This window comes from Bradyrhizobium genosp. SA-3 (genome assembly GCF_004212635.1).
Lineage (GTDB): Bacteria > Pseudomonadota > Alphaproteobacteria > Rhizobiales > Xanthobacteraceae > Bradyrhizobium.
Window position 1 is genome coordinate 1 of the sequence record NZ_PSRT01000147.1, and the last position, 20,012, is coordinate 20,012.

General features: G+C 64.9%; 23 protein-coding genes and 1 pseudogene. 13 read left to right on the plus strand and 11 right to left on the minus strand.

Features of this window, described 5'->3' with window-relative positions; translation table 11 throughout:
• A partial coding sequence (locus tag CWO91_RS43845) for a hypothetical protein (RefSeq protein WP_208753110.1) occupies positions 1-227 on the plus strand: 227 nt, incomplete at its 5' end.
• A 210-nt stretch (positions 228-437) separates the two neighbouring features.
• On the opposite strand, the gene CWO91_RS34960 is transcribed toward CWO91_RS43845, so the two are convergent.
• Positions 438-1,259 (minus strand): dienelactone hydrolase family protein, encoded by an 822-nt coding sequence (locus CWO91_RS34960; protein ID WP_165405934.1) that lies wholly within the window; start codon positions 1,257-1,259, stop codon positions 438-440.
• A gap of 177 nt (positions 1,260-1,436) precedes the next feature.
• On the opposite strand from CWO91_RS34960, the gene CWO91_RS34965 reads away from it, so the two are divergent.
• Complete coding sequence (locus tag CWO91_RS34965) at positions 1,437-1,664, plus strand: DUF2093 domain-containing protein (protein WP_130220035.1); 228 nt, start codon at positions 1,437-1,439, stop codon at positions 1,662-1,664.
• Positions 1,665-1,680: 16 nt separating this feature from the next.
• Here the strand turns inward: CWO91_RS34965 and CWO91_RS34970 are convergent, their stop codons facing one another.
• Complete coding sequence (locus CWO91_RS34970) at positions 1,681-2,124, minus strand: hypothetical protein (protein ID WP_433995596.1); 444 nt, start codon at positions 2,122-2,124, stop codon at positions 1,681-1,683.
• Between the two features lie 38 nt (positions 2,125-2,162).
• On the opposite strand from CWO91_RS34970, the gene CWO91_RS34975 reads away from it, so the two are divergent.
• The 4 genes from CWO91_RS34975 to CWO91_RS34990 all read left to right on the plus strand — a co-directional run bounded on the left by CWO91_RS34975 (position 2,163) and on the right by CWO91_RS34990 (position 4,960).
• Positions 2,163-3,485 (plus strand): pilus assembly protein TadG-related protein, encoded by a 1,323-nt coding sequence (locus tag CWO91_RS34975; RefSeq protein ID WP_130220036.1) that lies wholly within the window; start codon positions 2,163-2,165, stop codon positions 3,483-3,485.
• 11 nt (positions 3,486-3,496) lie between these two features.
• Positions 3,497-4,000, plus strand: a complete 504-nt coding sequence (locus CWO91_RS34980) for a TadE/TadG family type IV pilus assembly protein (RefSeq protein ID WP_245471467.1) — start codon at positions 3,497-3,499, stop codon at positions 3,998-4,000.
• Entirely contained in the window at positions 3,997-4,374 is a 378-nt protein-coding gene (locus tag CWO91_RS34985) for a TadE/TadG family type IV pilus assembly protein (RefSeq protein WP_245471468.1), read from the plus strand. The genes CWO91_RS34980 and CWO91_RS34985 overlap by 4 nt, the downstream gene beginning before the upstream one ends.
• Before the next feature lie 400 nt (positions 4,375-4,774).
• A complete protein-coding gene (locus CWO91_RS34990) occupies positions 4,775-4,960 on the plus strand; it encodes a hypothetical protein (protein ID WP_130220037.1) in 186 nt (61 codons plus the stop codon).
• Between the two features lie 370 nt (positions 4,961-5,330).
• Here CWO91_RS34990 and CWO91_RS34995 read toward each other — a convergent pair whose 3' ends face one another.
• The 7 genes from CWO91_RS34995 to CWO91_RS35025 form a co-directional block, all read right to left on the minus strand.
• Entirely contained in the window at positions 5,331-5,666 is a 336-nt protein-coding gene (locus tag CWO91_RS34995) for a GYD domain-containing protein (RefSeq protein ID WP_130220038.1), read from the minus strand.
• A 360-nt stretch (positions 5,667-6,026) separates the two neighbouring features.
• The gene (lpxK, locus tag CWO91_RS35000; RefSeq protein ID WP_130220039.1) at positions 6,027-7,043 is read right to left on the minus strand and encodes a tetraacyldisaccharide 4'-kinase; all 1,017 of its coding nucleotides are present in this window, start codon (positions 7,041-7,043) and stop codon (positions 6,027-6,029) included.
• Complete coding sequence (locus CWO91_RS35005; RefSeq protein ID WP_130220040.1) at positions 7,036-8,370, minus strand: 3-deoxy-D-manno-octulosonic acid transferase; 1,335 nt, start codon at positions 8,368-8,370, stop codon at positions 7,036-7,038. The genes lpxK and CWO91_RS35005 overlap by 8 nt, the downstream gene beginning before the upstream one ends.
• Entirely contained in the window at positions 8,333-9,046 is a 714-nt protein-coding gene (locus tag CWO91_RS35010; protein WP_130220041.1) for a lysophospholipid acyltransferase family protein, read from the minus strand. The genes CWO91_RS35005 and CWO91_RS35010 overlap by 38 nt, the downstream gene beginning before the upstream one ends.
• Positions 9,043-9,285, minus strand: coding sequence for a DUF4170 domain-containing protein (locus CWO91_RS35015; RefSeq protein ID WP_091886920.1), 243 nt, complete (start codon positions 9,283-9,285; stop codon positions 9,043-9,045). The genes CWO91_RS35010 and CWO91_RS35015 overlap by 4 nt, the downstream gene beginning before the upstream one ends.
• 61 nt (positions 9,286-9,346) lie before the next feature.
• Positions 9,347-10,165, minus strand: coding sequence for a 3'(2'),5'-bisphosphate nucleotidase CysQ (locus CWO91_RS35020; protein ID WP_130220042.1), 819 nt, complete (start codon positions 10,163-10,165; stop codon positions 9,347-9,349).
• A complete protein-coding gene (locus CWO91_RS35025) occupies positions 10,152-11,549 on the minus strand; it encodes a TldD/PmbA family protein (protein WP_165405936.1) in 1,398 nt (465 codons plus the stop codon). The genes CWO91_RS35020 and CWO91_RS35025 overlap by 14 nt, the downstream gene beginning before the upstream one ends.
• Positions 11,550-11,812: 263 nt before the next feature.
• Here CWO91_RS35025 and CWO91_RS35030 point away from each other — a divergent pair, with 263 nt between their 5' ends.
• Positions 11,813-12,331, plus strand: a complete 519-nt coding sequence (locus tag CWO91_RS35030; RefSeq protein WP_130220044.1) for a DUF6101 family protein — start codon at positions 11,813-11,815, stop codon at positions 12,329-12,331.
• 119 nt (positions 12,332-12,450) lie between these two features.
• Here the strand turns inward: CWO91_RS35030 and ubiA are convergent, their stop codons facing one another.
• A complete protein-coding gene (gene ubiA / locus CWO91_RS35035; protein ID WP_130220045.1) occupies positions 12,451-13,383 on the minus strand; it encodes a 4-hydroxybenzoate octaprenyltransferase in 933 nt (310 codons plus the stop codon).
• Complete coding sequence (locus CWO91_RS35040; RefSeq protein WP_130220046.1) at positions 13,380-14,039, minus strand: hypothetical protein; 660 nt, start codon at positions 14,037-14,039, stop codon at positions 13,380-13,382. Before CWO91_RS35040 ends, ubiA begins: the two co-directional genes overlap by 4 nt.
• Before the next feature lie 211 nt (positions 14,040-14,250).
• On the opposite strand from CWO91_RS35040, the gene CWO91_RS35045 reads away from it, so the two are divergent.
• The 6 genes and pseudogenes from CWO91_RS35045 to CWO91_RS35070 form a co-directional block, all read left to right on the plus strand.
• Positions 14,251-15,006: a 16S rRNA (uracil(1498)-N(3))-methyltransferase gene (locus CWO91_RS35045; RefSeq protein ID WP_130220047.1), complete on the plus strand. Its 756-nt coding sequence runs from the start codon at positions 14,251-14,253 to the stop codon at positions 15,004-15,006.
• A 154-nt stretch (positions 15,007-15,160) separates the two neighbouring features.
• Positions 15,161-16,312: an ATP phosphoribosyltransferase regulatory subunit gene (locus tag CWO91_RS35050; RefSeq protein ID WP_130220048.1), complete on the plus strand. Its 1,152-nt coding sequence runs from the start codon at positions 15,161-15,163 to the stop codon at positions 16,310-16,312.
• Between the two features lie 2 nt (positions 16,313-16,314).
• A pseudogene (gene hisG, locus CWO91_RS35055) lies at positions 16,315-17,291 on the plus strand (ATP phosphoribosyltransferase).
• An 86-nt stretch (positions 17,292-17,377) separates the two neighbouring features.
• On the plus strand, positions 17,378-18,424 hold the full coding sequence (locus tag CWO91_RS35060; RefSeq protein WP_130220049.1) for a glycosyltransferase family 2 protein: 1,047 nt from the start codon (positions 17,378-17,380) through the stop codon (positions 18,422-18,424).
• The gene (locus CWO91_RS35065) at positions 18,421-19,266 is read left to right on the plus strand and encodes a ChbG/HpnK family deacetylase (RefSeq protein ID WP_130220050.1); all 846 of its coding nucleotides are present in this window, start codon (positions 18,421-18,423) and stop codon (positions 19,264-19,266) included. The genes CWO91_RS35060 and CWO91_RS35065 overlap by 4 nt, the downstream gene beginning before the upstream one ends.
• A gap of 295 nt (positions 19,267-19,561) precedes the next feature.
• Positions 19,562-20,012: DUF2076 domain-containing protein (locus CWO91_RS35070; RefSeq protein WP_130220051.1), on the plus strand; the 451-nt coding region annotated here is incomplete at its 3' end.

Below are 20,012 nucleotides of genomic sequence, written 5' to 3' on the forward strand. Positions count from 1 at the left end.
GACTGTGGCAGCAGATCGTAGCACGCATGAGTGGCTTGTCCGAGCTACGACAACGTCATGCCTTACCTACAGGACAATCCCGCGTCGATCGTGGTCCAGAAGCCGCAATGTTCCGGCGCGAGCTGTGGCGCGCCGGCGTGGGCTTCAAACAGGAAGATCGCGACGGTGAAGACGATCAGGGCGGAGGAGAACAGGACGATGCGGCTGCGCATATGAAATGCGTTTAATCGATATCGTGGTCGAATGATGGCATGGCCAGAGGCTGAAACCGGCGCCACGCGCGATCCGTAGATTCCCGGTCGGCCATCATGGTCCGTGCAGGGCGGTGGTCGATGCGGGGCTGTCCGCCTGACGTTGTTCCTCGGCCAGCCCCGCTTCCGCCTTCGCTCTACCGAGCTACGGCGGGACAAGTCCGGGCTACGAACTACGGCACCATCTCACCGCGCCAGCCATTCCGCGACGTCCTTCTGCGACTCCGCACGCGCCTGCGCATCGGTTCCGAGATGGCCATGCTCGGGCGCGGCCACGTCGGTGCCGGCAGCTGCGTGCAGCGGCGTGTTGGCGCGGTCGAAATCATGATAGGCGCCGGGATAGACCACGATGCGCGCGAGCGCGCTGCGGCCGCGCGCGCCGTCCACCATCTGGCGGCAGGCCGACGGCGACGACACATCGTCATCGGCGCCGATCAGCACCAGGGTCGGCACCCGCGTGCTCCAGCCGAGGCCGGCGGAGATCCGGCAATCGGGATAGAAGGCGACCGCGGCGCGAAAATCCGGGCCCAAATCGCGCGCCGCGCTCTGCGGCCGCACGGCCCAGAGCAGCGCGCTGGCGCCGTTGGCCCAGCCGATCAGGCTGATGCGGTCGCGCGCCACCCAGCTCTGCTTCATCAGCCAGGCGCGTGACGCTGCGATGTCGGTGACGCGTTCACGCCGCGCCTTGACGTGCATCTCCTTGACGCGACATTGCGGCCCGAGCTCGCGCGAGCCGTAGCTGTCAGGCAGCAGCACGGCGTTGCCGGCCCTCAGCAGCCGCTCGGCCCAGTCGCGATAGCGCGGCAGGACGGAATCGGAATGGCCGCTGAGCCCGCTGCAGCCGTGCAGCGCGATCACGGCCGGAAACGGCCCCTCGCCCTCGGGCTTGTAGAGCTGGGCATGCAGGACGCCCGACGACAGCGGGATGTCGACCTGCTGCGGCACAGGCGCGGCGTGCGCGGCCGACATCAGGAGCGTCAGGAACAGGGCGGTCAGTCGAAGGCGCATCGGACTCTGCGTCAAGACCCTTCGTCCAAGCACTACCACGCGGAAACGGCGCCAAAACATCACAAACCAGTGGGTTTACCGGGCGGACAAGCCACCCTATCTATGCTACATCCAGCCCGAAACATCGTGCCCTCCAAGGATTTTCCACGGAGAGGCCTTCCACGGAGACTTTCGACCGTGCTGAACAAGTTCGGCCCCTCGGGCCATGGCGAAGCGCAGGTGCAATATCTCGACGGCGATTTCCGCGTGATCTCGCCGGGGACCTACGTGCGCTGCGCGATCACCGACACGCGCATCCCGCTCGACGAATTGAAATACTGGAGCGTGGATCTGCAGGAAGCCTACGCCACGCCTGCCGCCGTGCTCCAGCGGCATTTCCCCGGCGCGCCGAAGCCGCAGGTATAAGGCCGCGCCCGCGCGGCTATTGTTGCTCGGTGCCATCCGCGCCCACGCAGGTCTTGATGAAAGTCTTGCGGGCCTCGCCGACGATCTTCTGATCGATCGCCTGCTTGAGGCAGTCGAGCCGCGCCTGCGCCATGCAGAGCTGCAGCTGGTCGCGCTTATCCTGTCCCTTCAGGTTTTGCGTCGTGGCGAGGCACGTGACGCGCTTGGTTGCGGGAACCGGCACCGCACTCGTCGGATTTGCCGGAGCGGCCGCAGGCGGCGGCAAGGAGGTCTGAGCAAGGGCGGGCAAAACCGGCAGACATGTGAGGCTGACGGCAATGATCGCGGACCGCAGTTTCATCGAATTCTCCTCATCGGAGATGTATCGATAGAAGCACGGCCATGAATGCCGGCTGAATGTCAGCTGATGTTTAAAATTGTCTCGTTTCCATTGGGGCCGGTTTAAGTCGGTCTGCAGCACATTGCCACGGGAAAAAGTGGCAAGCGGGCAGGACACACATGGACCGCCGGAGACTTTGCAGCCGTTCGTTCGATGCACCATTGAGCCCAGAGCGAGATGCTCGTCGGCGCGAGCGGGCGGTTAGCCTGCTTCAGAGATTCGCCCGAGATCAGTCGGGCAGCTATGTGATCATTTCGGCGCTGCTGATGCCGGTCCTGGTCGGCACAGCAGGGCTCGGCACGGAAGTGGGCTGGTGGTATTACAAACACAAGAATATGCAGAGCGCGGCTGACTCTGGCGCGGTCAGCGCTGCGACAGCGGCGAGTACAGGGACCGACCCCTCGTCCGAAGCCAAAGCGGTTACGGCAAACTACGGTTACGCGAACGGGGCGAACAACGTCACCGTCACGGTGAACCAGCCGCCGAAGACAGGCAGTCATGCATCGAATTCGCAGGCAATCGAAGTCATCGTGAGTCAACCGCAACAGCGGCTGCTATCAGCCCTGTTCGGCTCGGATCCTGTCCTCATAACCGCACGCTCTGTCGCCCTGCCCAATTCCGGGACAGGCTGCGTACTTGCGCTCAACTCGAGCGCAAGTCCCGCTGTCAACGTCAGCGGCGGCAACCAGCTCAACCTGATCAAGTGCAACCTTTACAGCAACTCGAGTGCAAGCCCCTCGCTCAACGTTGCCGGCAGCGCCTCGGTCGCTGCAAATCAGGTCGGAGTGGTTGGCGACGTCTCCGGCGCGAGCAGCATCACGGCGACCAACGGTGTCAAGACGCACATATCGCCCGTCGCCGACCCCTACGCCAACGTCTCTCTCCCCGCGAGGCCGAGTTGCACCAACGGCAAGATAGTGGTCAACGCCAATGGAAAAACAACCTCGCTCGACCCCGGCTGCTACACGGGCAGCATTACGGTCAATGCCGGCGCAGTCCTGAACCTCAATCCAGGCATCTATTATCTGGACGGGGCAAGCTTGAGCGTCGCTGGAAACGCCACCATCACGGGCAGCGGCGTAACCCTGGTGTTTACCGGCTCGGGAAGCAACTGGGGCACCGCTTCCATCGGCAGCAACGCGACCGTCGACCTGACGGCGCCGACCAGCGGCGCCACGAAAGGCATCGTCATGTACGGCGATCGCAATATGCCGGCCGGGACTGCTTTCAATCTCACCGGCGGCAGCACACAAAACTTCGGCGGTGCCATCTACCTGCCAAAGGCCAATCTCAGCTTCAGTGGCGGCAACGGCACGAGCACATCCTGCACCAAAATCATCGCGGATACGCTGACGTTCAGCGGCACGTCGAACCTCCAGGTCAATTGTACCGCGCTCGGCACCGCGACGATAGGTTCGCAAACCGCGCAGCTCATCGAATGAGGTTTGGTCCGATGCAAATCCAGAACTTCTCATCCAAGCACTGCCGTCGATTGCTTCATTCTCTAACGGGGCACGTGCGCGCTGCTATCGGCGACAAACGGGGCGTCGCGGCCGCCGAATTCGGCATCTTGATCCCGGTGCTGTCTCTGATGGTCGTGTCGGTGACAGACATCGGGCTTGCACTCTATCGCAAGATGCAGGTCGAAAATGCCGCACAAGCGGGAGCGCAATACGCAATTGCCCGCGGCTTTGAGGCGAGCGGCATTTCGAACGCCGTAACGAGTGCCACCAACGCCACGGACATCACTGCTTCGCCTCCGCCGGTCCAATTTTGCGGATGCCCAACGAGCGCGGGAGTTAGCGCTGTCACTTGCGGGACGACCTGCACCGGCGGCGCGCAGGCTGGAACATATACGACGGTCTCGGCGCGAGCGACCTACTATACGCTCATCGATTACCAGATCGTGGCGGCCACATATACTTATAGCGCGCAATCCACGGCGAGGCTGCAGTGAAACTCACGGCATTGTGGCACGACAATCGGGGCGCGTCGGCGCTGGAATTTGCGCTGACCGCTCCCGCGTTCTTCCTGTTCATATTTGGGATCATCGAATGCGGGCTGCTGTTCTGGACTCAGCTAGGGATCCAGCATGGGAGCGAAATGGCGGCGCGTTGTGCAACCGTCAACAGCACGCTCTGCCCAAGCAGCAGCGCCATAACGAGCTACGCTGCCCAGCAGGCGTTCGGCCTCACGCTCCCTGCGGACACATTCACCTTTTCCACGTCAGCATGCGGCAACGAGGTAAGCGCGAGTTATGCATTTACGTTCCCGGAGATTCTCAATCTCTCCCCGGTGACGCTGACCGCCCGGGCATGCTTTCCGAGTTGAAGCCGTGAACAGGCCGCCTTGTACGCGGCTCGCCGCGTGTGCACGCTGCTCCTGCAGCCGAAATGATTTCCGTCGTTCCGATCCGACGTTGCATCGAACAGTGCTTGCACCCCGTAGTTTGTCATTTCGCGCTGTAGTTGGATTCTTTGTTGCAGATCGGCGCTCTTAAGTTGTTTGACGAAGTCTTGGTGAAACAAAGTGCTGCTATATTGCGTGTTAGGTAATTAGCCCTGCTCTTTTTATCGCGCAGACAATCAAGTCAGCCAAACGGCGATCGAGCTTTGGAATTGGCGCAGTCTGTGAACGGGCTCATATCGAAGAGCCATCCGGCGGGCTACGATCACCTCGAAAATTCGCGGTGGAATATCTGTAAATCAAAGTCAAACGATGGGGGTGAATCATGCCCACCATATTCGACATGCTCTATCGTGAATATTGCCGCGCCCGCCTCGCTGAAATGCGGAAACAGCTTCTGATCTCAGCCGAACGCGCTGAAGCTCTCGAAGCGCACTGTCATCCTGCGGATCAGGGTGACGTCGAGAGGACGGACGCGCAGCCCAAGACCAATTGCGGCGTGCCGAATTGAAGCGGCTCGACGACCGGCGATCTCTTGCGCGTAGCGATGACCAAGCAAATTGCAGCTTGGGAGGCAGCGATGAATACACCCGAATGCTATACTGTCATGGTAGCCTGCGCCTCATGCCTGACCATTATCGGATTGATCGCCATCGGGGCGTGGTGAGCATGACTGAATGCTGCACCGCGATCCAGGCCGTTGCCGAGGCCGCTGGCAAGCAAGGTCGGTCGGCGTATGGTGCCGAACGCGGCACGCGCCGCATCTCATTCTTAGTCAATGGACGCCGACAGGCCCTTCTCGGCTTGCAGATTTGATTGTTGCTGTGACGTGAGCGTTGCCGCCGCTTGGTGCTGCGGCGGCTTCGCTTCAGATCCGGATGTCAGCTTCCAGGCGGGGTATACGAAGAACGCAGCTTTGCCGCGTTCTGGCGGACCTGCTTGATCTCGTCCTGCGTGAACAGTCGAGTCAGTTTCACATTCTGCAGGGTGCCCAACGCGACGGTCAGGCCGGAAATGGCGGGAGCCGCGCTTGGGTCAGGCACGTCGAAAATCACCAAAACGCCGGGGCCGTCGGTTGCAACGCTGTACATCGAGATCAGCCTTCCGCCGGCCGCTTCGATGAGTTTTCGAGCCGCCTCCTGGCGATCGGTCGTGGGATTTTCCAAAATGGCCGTGAGAGAGCGTTGTGTGTATTGTCCGGTGAGGCAAAAATGCATGGCATGTTCTCCTCTGTGACTCTTGGAAATAACTTTCGCTGCCGCCCCGAACTCGTCGTTGCGGCCGTCGCATCTGAAATGATGAAGATAGTGCCCGCCGTGGGCATAAACGCCGCCGATGATTGCCGGGAGTTCGGCACGTCCCGGTGACGGCTCTCATGGAAGGCTACATCAAGTCCCAAACGTGCGGAAGAGAATTCGTCAGCCGCGACACGTCGCTTTTGGGGCTACGGCAGAGACGCTTGCCTAAAGCGCGATGAGATTAGGATGAATCGTCATCGCGCTTTAGGTTGTTGTTTGAGCATGATCTTTTCGGAAAACCGCTGCGCACTTTTCCGGATCATGCTTTAAAGCGCGAGATCAACGCGCACTGAAGCGCCACTCGCGCGCCTTGTACAGATGATCGCTGATCAACTGCCGCAGCTTTGCCGGATCGTCGAACTCGAGTTGGACGGCGAACGGCACGATGTTATCAGGCACGCGCGCGCGGCCGCGCAAACGCGCGAGATCCTTTTCCGTGGTCACCAGCGTGAGCTGCTCGCGCTGGGCTTCAGCCGCGAGTGCGGCGAGCTCGTCATCCGAGAACATGTGGTGATCGGCGAAGGAACGCGTGCGTGCGACGTCGATACCGCTGGCGCGCAAGCTGCGGAAGAAGCGCCCGGGATCGCCGATGCCGGCGAAGGCGAAAACCCGCTTGCCAAGGAGCTGCGCGAGCGAGGCCGCATCCGCCTGCAGCCGCGCGCGCAGCTCCGGCTTGTCGCGCTTGGCAAGCTCGGCCGCGACATCGTTCGCGGCACGGCCGTCGCCGATCAGGACCAGTGCATCGGTGCGCGCGAGCTGTGCCTGCAGTGGCGCGCGCAAGGGACCGGCGGGAAACACCATGCCGTTGCCGAGGCCGCGCTCGCTGTCGATCACGATCAGCGAGGCGTCCTTGAGCAGGCTCGGATTCTGGAAGCCGTCGTCCATCAGGATCACGGTGGCCCCTTGCGACTTCGCCAGCGCGACGCCGTCGAGGCGATCGCGCGCGACCACGACGGGGACCTCGCGCGCCATCATCAGCGGCTCGTCGCCGACATCGGAAGCGGTGTGACGCGCGCGGTCGACCATCACCGGCCCCTTCAGGCGTCCGCCATAGCCGCGGCTGAGCACCACCGGGGTCTCACCGAGCTCGCGCAGGAGCTTGGTCAGCGCCAGCACCGTCGGCGTCTTGCCGGCGCCGCCGACATGGTAGTTGCCGACGCAGATCACGGGGATGCCGGCGTCAAAGCCCTGGCGCGCCATGCGGCGCGCCGTGATCGCGCCGTAGAGCGCGCCCAGGGGAGAGAGGACATACGACTGCGGGGAACGTGGCCGGTACCAGAAGGCCGGCTCACGCATTGGCGGCTCCCATCTCGATCCGCAGTTGCAACAGATAGGGCTCGAGCGCAATCATGGTGCGATCGAGCGCGCCGCCGAGCTGCTCGACCACGCCTGAGCCTGCGCGCTGCATCTTGTCGCGCATGGTCGGATCGGCCAGCAATTGGCCGAGCTGCTTGACCAGCGCCTCCTGCGTATCGGCCTGGCGAGCCCCGCCGCTATTGTCGAGCGCCTCGTAGACGTCAGTGAAGTTGAAGACGTGCGGGCCGTGGACGATGGCGGCACCGAGCTTGATCGCCTCGATCGGATTCTGGCCGCCGTGATGGATCAGCGATCCACCCATGAAGACGATCGGCGAAAGGCGATAGAACAGGCCGAGCTCGCCCATGGTGTCGGCAACATAGACGTCGCTCGTCGCACTCGGCAGTTCCTCGCGCGAGCGCAATGCCGGCTTCAGGCCCGAGGCCGTGATCAGGCCCGCGATCGAGGGGCCGCGATCCGGATGGCGCGGCACGATCACGGTCAAGAGCTGCGGGAAGAAACCGGCGAGGCTGCGATGCGCCGCGATCAGCATCTCGTCCTCGCCCGGATGGGTCGAGGCCGCGACGATGATGGGCCGCCCGCGCGTCATGGCCATCAGCCGTTCGAGCCTGGCGGGATCGGCCGGCGGCGCCGGCACGTCGAGCTTGAGATTTCCGGTGGTGAGGACGTCGCGGCCGCCGAGCGCGGCGAAACGCTCGGCATCCGTCTGCGATTGTGCAAGACAAATGTCGAAGCGCGACAGCAGCGCCGAGATGGTGCCGTGCATGCGCCGCCAGCGCGGGAAAGAGCGCGGCGACATCCGCCCGTTGATCAGCACCATCGGCACCCGGCGCGCCGCGCCGGCGAGGATCAGGTTCGGCCATAGGTCGGATTCGATGAACAGCGCCAGCGATGGCTTCCAGTGGTCGAGGAAGCGCGCGACATAGCGCGGGGAATCATACGGCACGTATTGATGGATGACGTCGGGCGGGAAGCGCTTCGCCACCACGGCCGCCGAGGTGACGGTGCCGGAAGTGAGCAGGATGCGCAGATTGAGATCGCGCAGCCGTTCGACCAGCGCCGCCGCGGCCAGAACCTCGCCGACGCTGGCGCCGTGGATCCAGACCAGCGGGCCATGTGGCCGCACGTCCCGCGACAAGCCCCGCCGCTCGCCGACGCGCGCCGGATCCTCCTTGCCCTGTTTCAATCGCCGCTTGATCAGCGCAGGCGCGAGCGGCACCAGGCCTGCCGCCAGGCGGCGATACATTCGCAGCGTCATCGGCAGCGGGTCAGACATCTTCCGGTCCCGGGCGGCCGAGTTGCGCATAGGCGCGGCGGGTCGCCTCGTTCAACGTCTCCTCCAGCTCCAACCGCAGCGCTTCCATGGTGGCTGCGTCGGCATCCGGCGGAACGTGGATTTCCTTGATGCCGACCAATGCGCCGCGCCCGAATGGCAAATTGATGGTGGTGCGGTCCCAGTTCTTGAGCCGGATGAAGCGGCTGGTCGCCATTGCGAAAGGCATGATCGGCCGCCCCGATTCCCGTGCCAGCATGATGATGCCGAGCCCGGCCACGCGCGCGCGTTTGGGGACATCGGCGGTCAGCGCGACATTACAACCGTCCTGGAGTGTCCGCACCATTTCCTTAAAGGCGCCAACCCCGCCCTTGCGGTGGAAGGCACCGCCGTGATCGCCGGAACCGCGGATGGTCCCGACGCCGAGCCGCTCGGCGGCGATCGCATTGAACTCGCCGTCGCGATGGCGGGAGATCAGCACCTTGGCCCGGTACCAGTCCTTGTTCTTGATGAAGGGGGTGAGAAAATGCTGGCCATGCCAGAAGGCGAAGATCGCCGGGATCTGCGGCTCGACGAGGTCATAGACGTCAGCCGGATCGAACGTGAACTTGTTGGTCCACCAGACCAGACGCAGATATTCGGCCGCCAGGACCCCGACGGCACGCTGAAACCAGCTGCTTCGCAGCGTATTGCGAAGCAGTTTTTTCAACGCGCCGGTTCTTGATTGGGGTCGAGCAGCCGGTGGAGATGGACGATGAAATAGCGCATCTGCGCGTTGTCGACCGTGCTTTGCGCCTTGGCCCGCCAAGCCGCGTGCGCGGTGGCATAATTCGGATAGATGCCGACGATGTCGACGTCGTCGAGGTTCTTGAAGGTGTTGTGCTCGAGATCGACGAGCTCGCCACCGATGACGAGGTGAAGCAGTTGTTGCGGGGCACTATCTGGCATGGGTTCTCTTCCTAACGGGCTGCCCGGCAAAGCAGTGTTCGACAAGCACGACGAAAGCGCTTTAGGCTAAGGGGCGGTTTCGAAAATGCGAGACAATGCCCGCATGACGATCGCGTCCCGCTGCCACCAGCACCCCGTGCGCCACTTCCCGGCGGTTATAGAGGATGGGTTCTCCGGAGAGGTCACTCATCTTACCACCCGCTTCCTGCACGATCAAATCGGCCGCCGCAAGGTCCCAATCATGGCTGTTGCCGCCCGCAAAAGCCGCATCCAGCGCACCATGGGCGACCCGGCACAGACGCAGCGCGAGCGAGCCGATTCGCGGATGCAGCTTGATCTCGCCAAGCGAGGGCTTCAGCCGCTCGATCAGCGGCTTCGGGCCGGCGACGCGGGCGAAGTCGAGCTCGGACCCGGGCGTCGCCCGCACCGGCTCGCCGTTGAGCGTCGTGCCCTGGCCGCGGGCCGCGAAGAAGAACTCATCGCGCGTCGGCGCGAACACCGCGGCAAGCACCGGCGAGGCCTGCTCGACCAGCGCGACGCTGACGCACCAATCGTCATGGCCGCCCAGATAATTGCGCGTGCCGTCGATGGGATCGACGATCCATGTCAGCCGCCGCGACAGCCGCGCCACGTCGTCGGCGCTCTCCTCGGACAGCCAGCCATAGTCGGGCCTCGCAGCACGCAGGCGCGCTTCGAGCAGATCGTTGACCGCGATATCGGCTTCCGACACCGGCGAGGATACGCCCTTGATCCACTTCTTCAGCTCGGTGCGGAACATCGACTGCGCCAGCGCGCCCGCGTCCCGCACCGCGTCCTTCAGCAGCGCCGCATCGCGGGTCAGGATGGTCGCATCAAGGGATTGCGCGTCAGCGTCCGCCAAGCGTCAAACCCTCGATGCGCACCGTCGGCGCATTGATGCCGTAGCGGAACTCGAGATTGTTCGCGGGCTGCATCGACTTGAAGATCTCGAACAGATGGCCGGCGATCGTCACCTCGCTGACGGGATAGGTGATCTCGCCGTTCTCGATCCAGAAGCCGGAAGCGCCGCGGCTGTAATCGCCGGTGACGCCGTTGACGCCGGAGCCGATCAGGTCGGTGACGTAGAAGCCTTGGCTGATGTCGGCGATCAGCTCGGCCGGTGTCGGCGTTCCGGCTTCGAGATGCAGGTTGTACGGCCCAGGCGAGGGCGAGGAGGAGACGCCGCGATGGGCGTGGCCAGTGGTGGTGAGGCCGAGCTCGCGCGCGGTGGCGCAATCGAGCAGCCAGGTCGTCAGCACGCCCTCGTCGACGAGCGCGATCTTCTTCACCGCGACGCCTTCGGCGTCAAACGTCTGCGAGCGCAGGCCGCGCTTGCGCAGGGGATCGTCGACGATGCGGATGTTCTTCGCGAACAGCTGCTGGCCGAGCTTGTCCTTCAAAAAGCTGGTCTTGCGCGCGATCGAGGCGCCGTTGATGGCGCCGACGAGATGGCCGACCAGGGAGCCCGCAACGCGCGGATCGAACACGACCGGCACCTTGCAGGTCTCGACCTTGCGCGGATTGTAGCGCGCCACTGTGCGCTCGCCGGCGGAACGGCCGACGGTTTCCGGCGACAGCAGATCGGCGCCGTGTGGCGCCGAAGTGAAGTCGTAGTCGCGCTCCATGCTGGTGCCTTCGCCCGATATGGCGGTGGCGGAAATGCCCTGGCTGGAGCGCAGGTAAGAGCCGTGGAAGCCGGTAGAGGTGACGAGCACCATGCCGCCGATGCCGGCGGAAGCCGAGGCGCCGCCGGATTTGGTCACGCCCTTCACGCCGAGCGCGGCAGCTTCGGCCACAAGCGCGCGGCGCTCGAGCTCTGAGGTCGTGGGCACGTCGGGATCGAGCAGGTCGAGATCAGGGAAGTCGCGCGCGAGCAGCGCGGGATCGGCGAGGCCGACATATTTGTCGTCGGGCGCAACACGCGCCATCGCCACCGCGCGTTCGGCAAGCTTGGTCACGGCATCGCCACTGACGTCGTTGGTCGAGACCACCGCCTGGCGCTGGCCGACCAGCACGCGCAGGCCGACATCGTCGCCCTCGGACCGCTCGGATTCCTCGACGCGGCCGTCGCGCACCTCGACGCCCTGCGAGACGCCGCGCACTGCGACCGCATCGGCCGCATCGGCGCCGGCGCGCTTGGCCGCCTCGACCAGTCGCTGCGCGAGATCGGAGAGCGCGGACTGATCGAACAGGTCGCGATTGGCTGAGGTCGAAAGCGTCGAGCTTGCGGATGGTGAAGAGTTCACGAACGAAATCCTGTTGGGGCGGGGTTCGGGACTGGAACCCACAGATGTGCCCTGATAGCGCGGACTTCAAGCATTTTCAGCCCGCCAAAAGCTCAGATTCGCGACTTCGGCGCAACGTCTCGTCAATCATGCGCGCCAAGGTCTTGTCAATCATGAGCAGCAGTGACGGTGGGTTAACCAGCCTTTTTAAGCGGTTTGGGAAAGGCGCGCGCTAAGGTCCTCGCATCGACCGGGAACATAATCCCGGCGGGGAGAACTAAGCCGTGAGGCGTCAAACAGCAACATGCGGGGTCGCTCCCGCCGGGTCGAGCCGCTCCTTGCGGCTCGACCCTCTTTCCCTTCCGGTTCGCTTCGATGCGCACGATCCGCGCGCCGACGGACATGTCAGGCAGATCGAGCTTCATCGCGAGCGTGTGGTGCTGCGCCGTGCCGTTCGCGGCATGCAAATGGCGATCAACGTCCGCGTCAGCGACTTCACCGGCGTCGCGCTCCGCGGCAACGACGACGCGCAGGCCCTTATCCTCGTGCATCGCGATCCCTCGCTCTCCGTTCCGCTGCTGGTCAGCGCCGATGGCGACGAGCTCACTGAAGCCTGGGCGATCTGGAGCGAGATCTTTGCGCTGCCGCAGCTCGACGAAGACGCACGCAAACCCGCACCGCGTCGCCGCCGCACCAACGCGATCCGCGCCCGCCGCCCGAAATTTTTGATGCGCCGGCGCACCGGCATCGCGCGGGAATTGTCCGTTCATCGCGGCGAACGCGAGATCATCGCGAGGAACTAAACGGCAATCACGCTGCCGTAGGGTGGGCAAAGCGAAAGCGTGCCCACCTCTTCTTTCGCAGTCATGGAAGGATCGTGGGTACGGCGCAAGAGCGCCTTTGCCCACCCTACAAGATCGCGTCAGGCCGCCCGCATCACCGCGTCGACGAGCAATCCCGCAAAAAGCAACAGCCCTGCATACTTGTTCGACTTGAACAGGCGCAGGCAGAGCTCGGGATCGTCGATCCTCAACCGCACGATCTGCCACGCCAGATGCACGGCGAAGGCCGCAAGCCCGAGCCAGGCCGGCCAGCGCGCATCGCCGGAGGCCAGCGCGACGGCGATCAGCATCACCGCGAGCCCGTAGAACAGGATCAGCGCCTGGTGCGTGTGCGCGCCGAACAGGCGCGCGGTGGACTTGATGCCGATCAGCGCGTCGTCCTCGGCGTCCTGATGCGCGTAGATCGTGTCATAGCCGATCACCCAGGAGATCGCGCCGGCATAGAGCACGAGCGCGGTGGCGTCGATGCGTCCGAAGGTGACGGCAAATCCCATCAGGGCGCCCCAGGAGAAGGCCAGCCCGAGCACGATCTGCGGCCACCAGGTGATGCGCTTCATGAAGGGATAGATCGCGACGATCAACAACGAGGCGATGCCGGTCAGGACCGCGAAGCGGTTGAACTGCAACAGCACGAGGAGACCGATCAGCGCCTGCGCGACCATGAAGACCAGCGCCTGCTTCGTGGTCACCTGCCCTGACGGCAGCGGCCGCGAGCGGGTGCGCTCGACCTTGTCATCGAGGTCGCGGTCGGTGATGTCGTTCCAGGTGCAGCCGGCTCCTCGCATCACGAAGGCGCCGACGAAGAACAGGATGATGGTGAGCGGCAGGCCGCGGACGTCGTGCGCGATGCCGGCGGCGAGCGCCGCCGACCACCAGCACGGCATCAACAGCAGCCAGGATCCGATCGGACGGTCGAAGCGGGACAAGCGCAAGTAAGGCCGCGCCCATTGCGGCGCGAGCGTATCAACCCAGTTGCCCGTGGAATCGGCAACGCGGGCGGATGTATTGCTCATCGGGTCAGGACGTTGCCGTTGAGCGTATCGAAGGTGCTGCCGCCCTTCTTGCCGGCATTGGCTTCGGGCGCCGAGCCCGAGCCCAGCACCTCGCTCAGCGACGGGCCGGCCGGGCGCGCCTGCTGCTGCATCTGCTGCGCGACCGTGCAGACCTTCTTCTGCATCGCCTCGGTGTTCTTGTGGCCGGTCTTCATCTGCTCGCCGATCTGCGGCGGGATTCCGCATTTGGCGGCGTGGGACTCGATGTACTTGATCATCTTCACTTCAGCCTGGCTGAAGTTGCCGATCAGCTTGCAGGCCTCGTCCGGCGGCGCATGACGATCACTCGCGGCCTTGATCAGCTTGCCGCGTTTCTCGGCTTCCTCGCGGAGCGGAATGAACGCTTTCATACAGTCCTCGCCGGGACCGCCTTGCGTCGGCGGGGCCGCACTGAAGGCGCCGGCGCCGCCGACCGGCGCAGCACCGTTCACGGGAAAGGACGATTGCGGCGCGGCGCCGACGGACGCGACGGGTGCCGACCCGTTCACGGGCGGAAACGCCGAGCTGCTCGCGGCCTGGTTTGGCAGCGGCGCCGGGAACGCGCTTTGCGCATAAGCGCCCGCGGCGCCCATGGCGACCATGGCGACAGTGATCGGAACCATCAAATGACGGATCATCAAGATAGTCTCTCCGGCAGGAGCTTACGGGGTTCGGCGCCTTCCCAATCGAAGCGCAACCAGCGTGTTTGCGTTTTTACGATTCCCGCCGGCGCTTAACAACCCGTGGAATAGGGCAAGAGCGCGGCGCTGGGACGCACCAGTTTGGCAATATTTACCCCCGAAATGGCGGCTTTCGGTTAAGAACGGCGATAAATCGGACCTTTGAACGATGCCTTCCCACGATTTTCGCGCCCCCCGTCTGTTCGTCGACGCGCCCCTTGCCCAGGATGCCAGGGTCCCGCTCGACCGCGACCAGAGCAACTATCTCGGCAACGTGCTGCGGCTTGCCGCCGGGGCCGAGGTCCTGGCCTTCAACGGCAGCGACGGCGAGTGGCAAGCTGCCATCGAAGGCCGCAAGCGGCCGGACGGCCTCGTCATCCTCCAGCAGACCCGGCCCCAGGACCGGCTAGCCGACCTCGCCTACGTTTTCGCCCCGCTCAAGCATGCCCGGCTCGACTACATGGTCCAGAAGGCCATTGAGATGGGCGCCGCCACGCTTCAGCCGGTCCTGACCCGGTTCACCCAGGCCTCCCGGGTCAACACCGAGCGGATGCGCGCCAACGTCGTCGAAGCGGCCGAGCAATGCGGCATCCTCAGCATCGCCACGGTGGCCGAGCCAGTGCCGCTGGAGCGGTACCTCAGCCAGCGCGGCGCGGGCCGCCTGCTGATCTTCTGCGACGAGGCGGCGGAGGTCGAAAACCCCCTTCAGGGCCTGCAAAACGCGCGCGAGGCCGACCACGGTGTCGACGTGCTGATCGGCCCCGAAGGCGGCTTTGCCGAGGAGGAACGGGCGCTGCTGCTGCGGCAGCCGAAGATCCTGCGGCTGGCGCTCGGCCCGCGTATCATGCGGGCCGATACGGCCGCGGTGGCGGCGCTGGCGCTGGTGCAGGCGGTGCTGGGCGATTGGGGCGGCAAGACTGGCTAGCTTCCGTCGGCCTGACGATGAAACGATGAATTGCCCGGCCGTTAAGCGATTGATCCTTTGGAGGTCGAAACCGCTTTCGGGCCATGCTAAGGGCTGCGCCAATTCCCGTCCCTTCCCTTGCCTGCCCGGTTCCACCGGGACGATGGACCCTGTTATGACCGCGACTGCCACCTCAAATGCTGCCGGCTCCGCCGCCTGGGCGGATACGCTGCTCTTGTCGTTCGCGCAGGCCGGCTATGTCAGGGCCGAGCCCGCCATCCTGCAGCCGGCCGAGCCGTTCCTGGATCTCTCGGGCGAAGACATTCGCAAGAGCCTCTACCTGACCACGGACCTCACGGGCGAAGAGCTCTGCCTGCGCCCGGACCTGACCATTCCAGTGGCGCGCGATTACCTCGCCTCTACCCGAGCCGGCCAGCCGGCCGGGTTCAGCTATCTCGGCCCGGTGTTCCGTTACCGCAGCGGCCAAGCCAGCGAATTCCTCCAGGCCGGCATCGAGTCCTTCGGCCGCCAGGACCGCGCCGCGGCGGACGCCGAAATGCTGGCGCTGGCGCTGGAGGCAACTGCCGCCTTCGGTGTCGGTGACGTCGAGATCCGCACCGGTGACGTCGCGCTGTTCAATGCCCTGCTCGACGCGCTCGATCTCTATCCGGTCTGGCGCCGCCGCCTGATCAAGGATTTCAACCGCAAGATCAGCCTGGAGCAGGATCTGGAGCGGCTTGCGGCCGCGGCCACCGCGACCCGCAGCGAATATGAGGGCGTGCTCGCCGCGCTGGCCGGCTCCGATCGCAAGGCAGCGCTCGCCTTCGTCACCGATTTGATGTCGATCGCCGGCACCACCAATGTCGGCGGCCGCACCACGGCCGAGATCGCCGACCGCTTCCTCGAGCAATCGACGCTGAAGGGTGGCGCGCTGCCGCGCGAGGCGATCACCGTGCTCAAACGCTTCCTATCGATCGCAGGCAATCCCGACGATGCCATCGCAGAGCTGCGCGCACTGACCACCGATGCCAAGCTCGATCTCACGGCTGCGATCGACCAGCTCGAGAGCCGGGTCGGCTTCATGGCGGCGCGCGGCATCGACGTGAAGCTGACGCGCTTCTCGACCGCGTTCGGACGCGGGCTCGACTATTACACCGGCTTCGAGTTCGAATTGCATCACAGGGGTAATGGCGCCGAGCCGCTGGTCGCCGGCGGCCGCTATGACGGGCTGATGACCCAGCTCGGCTCAGCGCAGCCGATCCCCGCGGTCGGCTTCTCGGTCTGGGTGGATGCGCTGACCAAGATCGGCCGCAAGGTGGGAGCTTAGTCATGAGCGCGCCATTCGTTCTGGCCGTTCCCTCCAAGGGCCGCCTTCAGGAAAACACCGAAGCCTTCTTCGCCCGGGCCGGGCTCAAGCTGTCGAAGGCCGGCGGTGCCCGCGACTATCGCGGCACCATCGCGGGCCTCGACAATGTCGAGGTCGCCTATCTCTCGGCGAGCGAGATCGCCTCGCAATTGTCCCGCGGTTTCGCGCATCTCGGCGTCACCGGCGAAGACCTGGTGCGCGAGAACATCGCGGATGCCGACAAGCGCGTATCGCTGATCGAGGGGCTCGGCTTCGGCTATGCCGATGTCGTCGTCGCGGTGCCGCAGGCGTGGATCGACGTCCGCACCATGGCCGACCTCGACGACGTCACCACCGGCTTCCGCGAGCAGCACCACATGCGGATGCGGTCGCGACCAAGTTCATCAATCTGACCCGCGCCTTCTTCCAGAGCCACGGCATCACCGACTACCGCACCGTCGAAAGCGCCGGCGCGACCGAAGGCGCGCCCGCGGCCGGCAGCGCCGAGCTGATCGTCGACATCACCACGACCGGTGCGACGCTCGCCGCCAATGGCTTGCGGGTGCTCGACGACGGCGTGATCCTGCGCAGCCAGGCCAATCTGGTCGCCTCGAAGGAGGCCGACTGGTCGCCGCAGGCGCGCGAAACCGCGCGCGTCATCCTCGATCACATTGCGGCGCGAGCGCGGGCCAACAAATACCGCGAGGTCCGCACCCGTTTCCGGCAGTGCGACGCCGCCCTGCTCGGCGAGGCCCACAGCCGGTTCGGCGTCGAGGCCCCGTTTGGCGGACCGACCTCGTCAGGCATGCTGACGCTGCACTGCCCTCCAGGGCAGCTCTATGCGCTGGCGAGCTTCCTGCGCGAGCATGGCGCCGAGACCGTCTCGGTGGTTTCGCTCGACTACGTGTTCGACCGGGAGAACCCGCTGTTCGCCAAGCTCGAAGCGTTCCTGGGGCGGTGAGCCCTAGCTTTGTTCAGCGTAGCGACAGCAAACGGCAGCTACCATATGCGGTTGAGAAGACCTAAACGCCTCTGGAACCTTGATCGATGACGCTGGGCTCTGACGTTTCCGGCATGACGACCACAGCGGCCAGCGCGGCCGCGAAGGGGCTGTCGATTGTCGTCCCCGTCTACAACGAGGCGGCGGGCCTCGCCGCCCTGCATCAGCGGATCTGCGAGCTCGCGAAGACCTTGCGGCAGCGCTATCGCCTGGCTTGCGAGGTCGTCTATGTCGACGACGGCAGTGCGGACGCGACGCTGTCGATCGCCCGTAGCCTGCCGGCCGACGCGATCGGCGTCCAGGTGGTCTCGCTGTCGCGCAATTTCGGCAAGGAGGCGGCGCTGATGGCCGGCCTCGACCATGCCCGGCTCGGCGCCGTCATGTTCATGGATGGCGACGGCCAGCATCCGCCGGCTCTGGTCGAGCAGCTGGTGCAGCACTGGATCGAAGACGGCTACGACGTCGTCTATACCGCCAAGGCGCATCGCGACAACGAGCCCTTCCTGCGGCGGCTCGCCGTGCACGGCTTCTACGCGCTGATCAATTGGGGGGCGCGGCAGAAGATTCCCGAGGACGCCGGTGACTTCCGCCTGCTCTCGCCGCGCGCGGTCGCAGCGCTGAGGCAGCTGCCGGAACGCAACCGCTTCTTCAAGGGACTGGCCAGCTGGATCGGCTTCCGCCAAATCCGTGTCGACTACGAACCGGCGCCGCGCGCGCACGGCGTGACCACCTTCAACGCCGCACGCCTGCTCGGCCTGTCGATCGAGGGCCTGACCTCGTTCTCGGTAGCACCGCTGCGCTTCGCCAGCCTGCTCGGCGCGGCTCTTGCCGGCATCGCCTTCCTGTTCGGCCTCTCCATCCTCTGGGAAGTCTTCACGACCGGCAAGCAGGTGCCCGGCTATCCCTCGCTCGTGGTCGGCCTGATGACGATCGGCGGCGTGCAGCTCATCATGATCGGCATCGTCGGCGAATATATCGGCAAGATCCTCTCCGAACTGAAGGCGCGCCCGATCTACTTCGTCGCCGAGCACAGCGAGAAGCATTTCGATGCCGACAACGCCGACGACGCTTCGAAAAGGACGGCCGCCGAATGAGCGCTGCCGCGGGCCTGCGGCGGATTTGGCTCTGCGCCGACGATTACGGCATCAGCCCGGGCGTCAACCGCGCCATCCGCGACCTGATCGAACGCGGCCGCCTCAACGCCACCTCGGTGATGATGGTGGGACCCGCGATCGCGCGCAGTGAGATCGAGGCGCTGGACGCGGCAGCCAAATCGAGCGCGCGCTGCGCGATCGGCTTGCATGTGACGCTGTCGGCACCGTTCCGGCCGCTCACCATGCATTTCCGCCCTCTCGACGGCGACATGTTCCTGGCCTTTCCGAAGCTGCTGCGCGCCGGACTGATGCGGCGGCTCGACCGCGAATTCTTTCGCAATGAGGTGAAGGCGCAGCTCGCAGCGTTCACCGAAGCATTCGGGCGTGCGCCCGACTTCGTCGACGGTCACCAGCATGTGCAGCTCTATCCGCAAGTGCGCGACGGCTTCATCGATGCCGTTAGCGAGACCGCACCGAACGCCTGGGTACGCCAGTGCGGACGCAACCTGCCGCTGGCGCAGCGGCTGGCCTCACTAAAGGCCATGGTGCTCGATATCCTCAGCGCGCAATTCCGCCGCCGCGCCGGCGCTGCCGGTCTCAGCTTCAATCCCGGCTTCGCCGGGGCTTACGACTTCACGCGGGCGGCCGATTTCGGCGCATTGATGCGGCAGTTCCTGGAAGGCCTCCCCGAGGGCGGTCTCGTGATGTGCCATCCCGGTTTCGTCGATGACGTCCTTGTCGGTCTCGACCCGATGACGGATGTGCGCGAACGCGAGCACGCTTATCTCGCCGGCGACGCGTTCCCACGTCTGCTCGCGGACAGCGGCGTCACGCTGGGGTGATATTATGGATAATCGAGAACCGGCTTTTCCAGAGCTGCCGGGGTGGCGTTTCACTCTGACGGAAACTTCCTTCGGTGTTTACCGGGCCGAGGGCTTCCACGACGATGGTCGCTCTGTGAGCCGCATGGGCCACGACCTCCCGCTTCTGATCACGGAAACCGCGGAAGACGCGAGAAACCTGCCGAAGCGGCGGGGCAGCTTGTCGCATACGGAAATTTAATCCGGCCGGCACTGTTGGGGCCACAATGGAACCCTACATCTGCCTCGCGCTTGTTTTGCGCGAAGGAGATTGATCATGACGCCGCAGGAACGCCAGCTCGTCGACGAGCTTTTCGACCGGCTTACCAAACTGGAAAATGCACCGCGCGATCCCGACGCGACCGCCGCGATCTCCGATGGCTTGCGCAAGGCACCCGGTGCGATCTACGCGCTGGTGCAGACCGTGCTGTTGCAGGACGAAGCGCTGAAGCGCGCCCACGCCCGTATCCAGGAGCTGGAAGCGGGGCAGGCGCCCGAGCAGACGCAGTCCGGCGGCTTCCTGGATTCCATGCGCGAGACGTTGTTCGGCGGAAGCCCGTCACGGGGTTCGGTTCCGAACGTGCCGCCGCGCGACTCGCGGCCGGTCTGGAATAGCGGCCAGGCCATGCAGCAGACCCAGCCGGGCTACGGCCAGCCGCCTTACGGTCAGGCCTACGGCCAGGGTCCGGGTCAGGGCTATAGCGCGCCGCCGGTCGGCGGTGGCGGCG

Coding starts and splice junctions, on each gene's coding strand:
- CWO91_RS34980 (WP_245471467.1), top strand. CDS start 3,497: ATGCAAATCCAGAACTTCTCATCCAAGCACTGCCGTCGATTGCTTCAT.
- CWO91_RS34990 (WP_130220037.1), top strand. CDS start 4,775: ATGCCCACCATATTCGACATGCTCTATCGTGAATATTGCCGCGCCCGC.
- CWO91_RS34975 (WP_130220036.1), top strand. CDS start 2,163: ATGGACCGCCGGAGACTTTGCAGCCGTTCGTTCGATGCACCATTGAGC.
- CWO91_RS35065 (WP_130220050.1), top strand. CDS start 18,421: ATGAGCGCTGCCGCGGGCCTGCGGCGGATTTGGCTCTGCGCCGACGAT.
- CWO91_RS35005 (WP_130220040.1), bottom strand. CDS start 8,370: ATGCGCAACTCGGCCGCCCGGGACCGGAAGATGTCTGACCCGCTGCCG.
- ubiA (WP_130220045.1), bottom strand. CDS start 13,383: ATGAGCAATACATCCGCCCGCGTTGCCGATTCCACGGGCAACTGGGTT.
- CWO91_RS34960 (WP_165405934.1), bottom strand. CDS start 1,259: ATGCGCCTTCGACTGACCGCCCTGTTCCTGACGCTCCTGATGTCGGCC.
- lpxK (WP_130220039.1), bottom strand. CDS start 7,043: ATGCGTGAGCCGGCCTTCTGGTACCGGCCACGTTCCCCGCAGTCGTAT.
- CWO91_RS35060 (WP_130220049.1), top strand. CDS start 17,378: ATGACGCTGGGCTCTGACGTTTCCGGCATGACGACCACAGCGGCCAGC.
- CWO91_RS35050 (WP_130220048.1), top strand. CDS start 15,161: ATGACCGCGACTGCCACCTCAAATGCTGCCGGCTCCGCCGCCTGGGCG.
- CWO91_RS35045 (WP_130220047.1), top strand. CDS start 14,251: ATGCCTTCCCACGATTTTCGCGCCCCCCGTCTGTTCGTCGACGCGCCC.
- CWO91_RS35040 (WP_130220046.1), bottom strand. CDS start 14,039: ATGATCCGTCATTTGATGGTTCCGATCACTGTCGCCATGGTCGCCATG.
- CWO91_RS34995 (WP_130220038.1), bottom strand. CDS start 5,666: ATGCATTTTTGCCTCACCGGACAATACACACAACGCTCTCTCACGGCC.
- CWO91_RS35015 (WP_091886920.1), bottom strand. CDS start 9,285: ATGCCAGATAGTGCCCCGCAACAACTGCTTCACCTCGTCATCGGTGGC.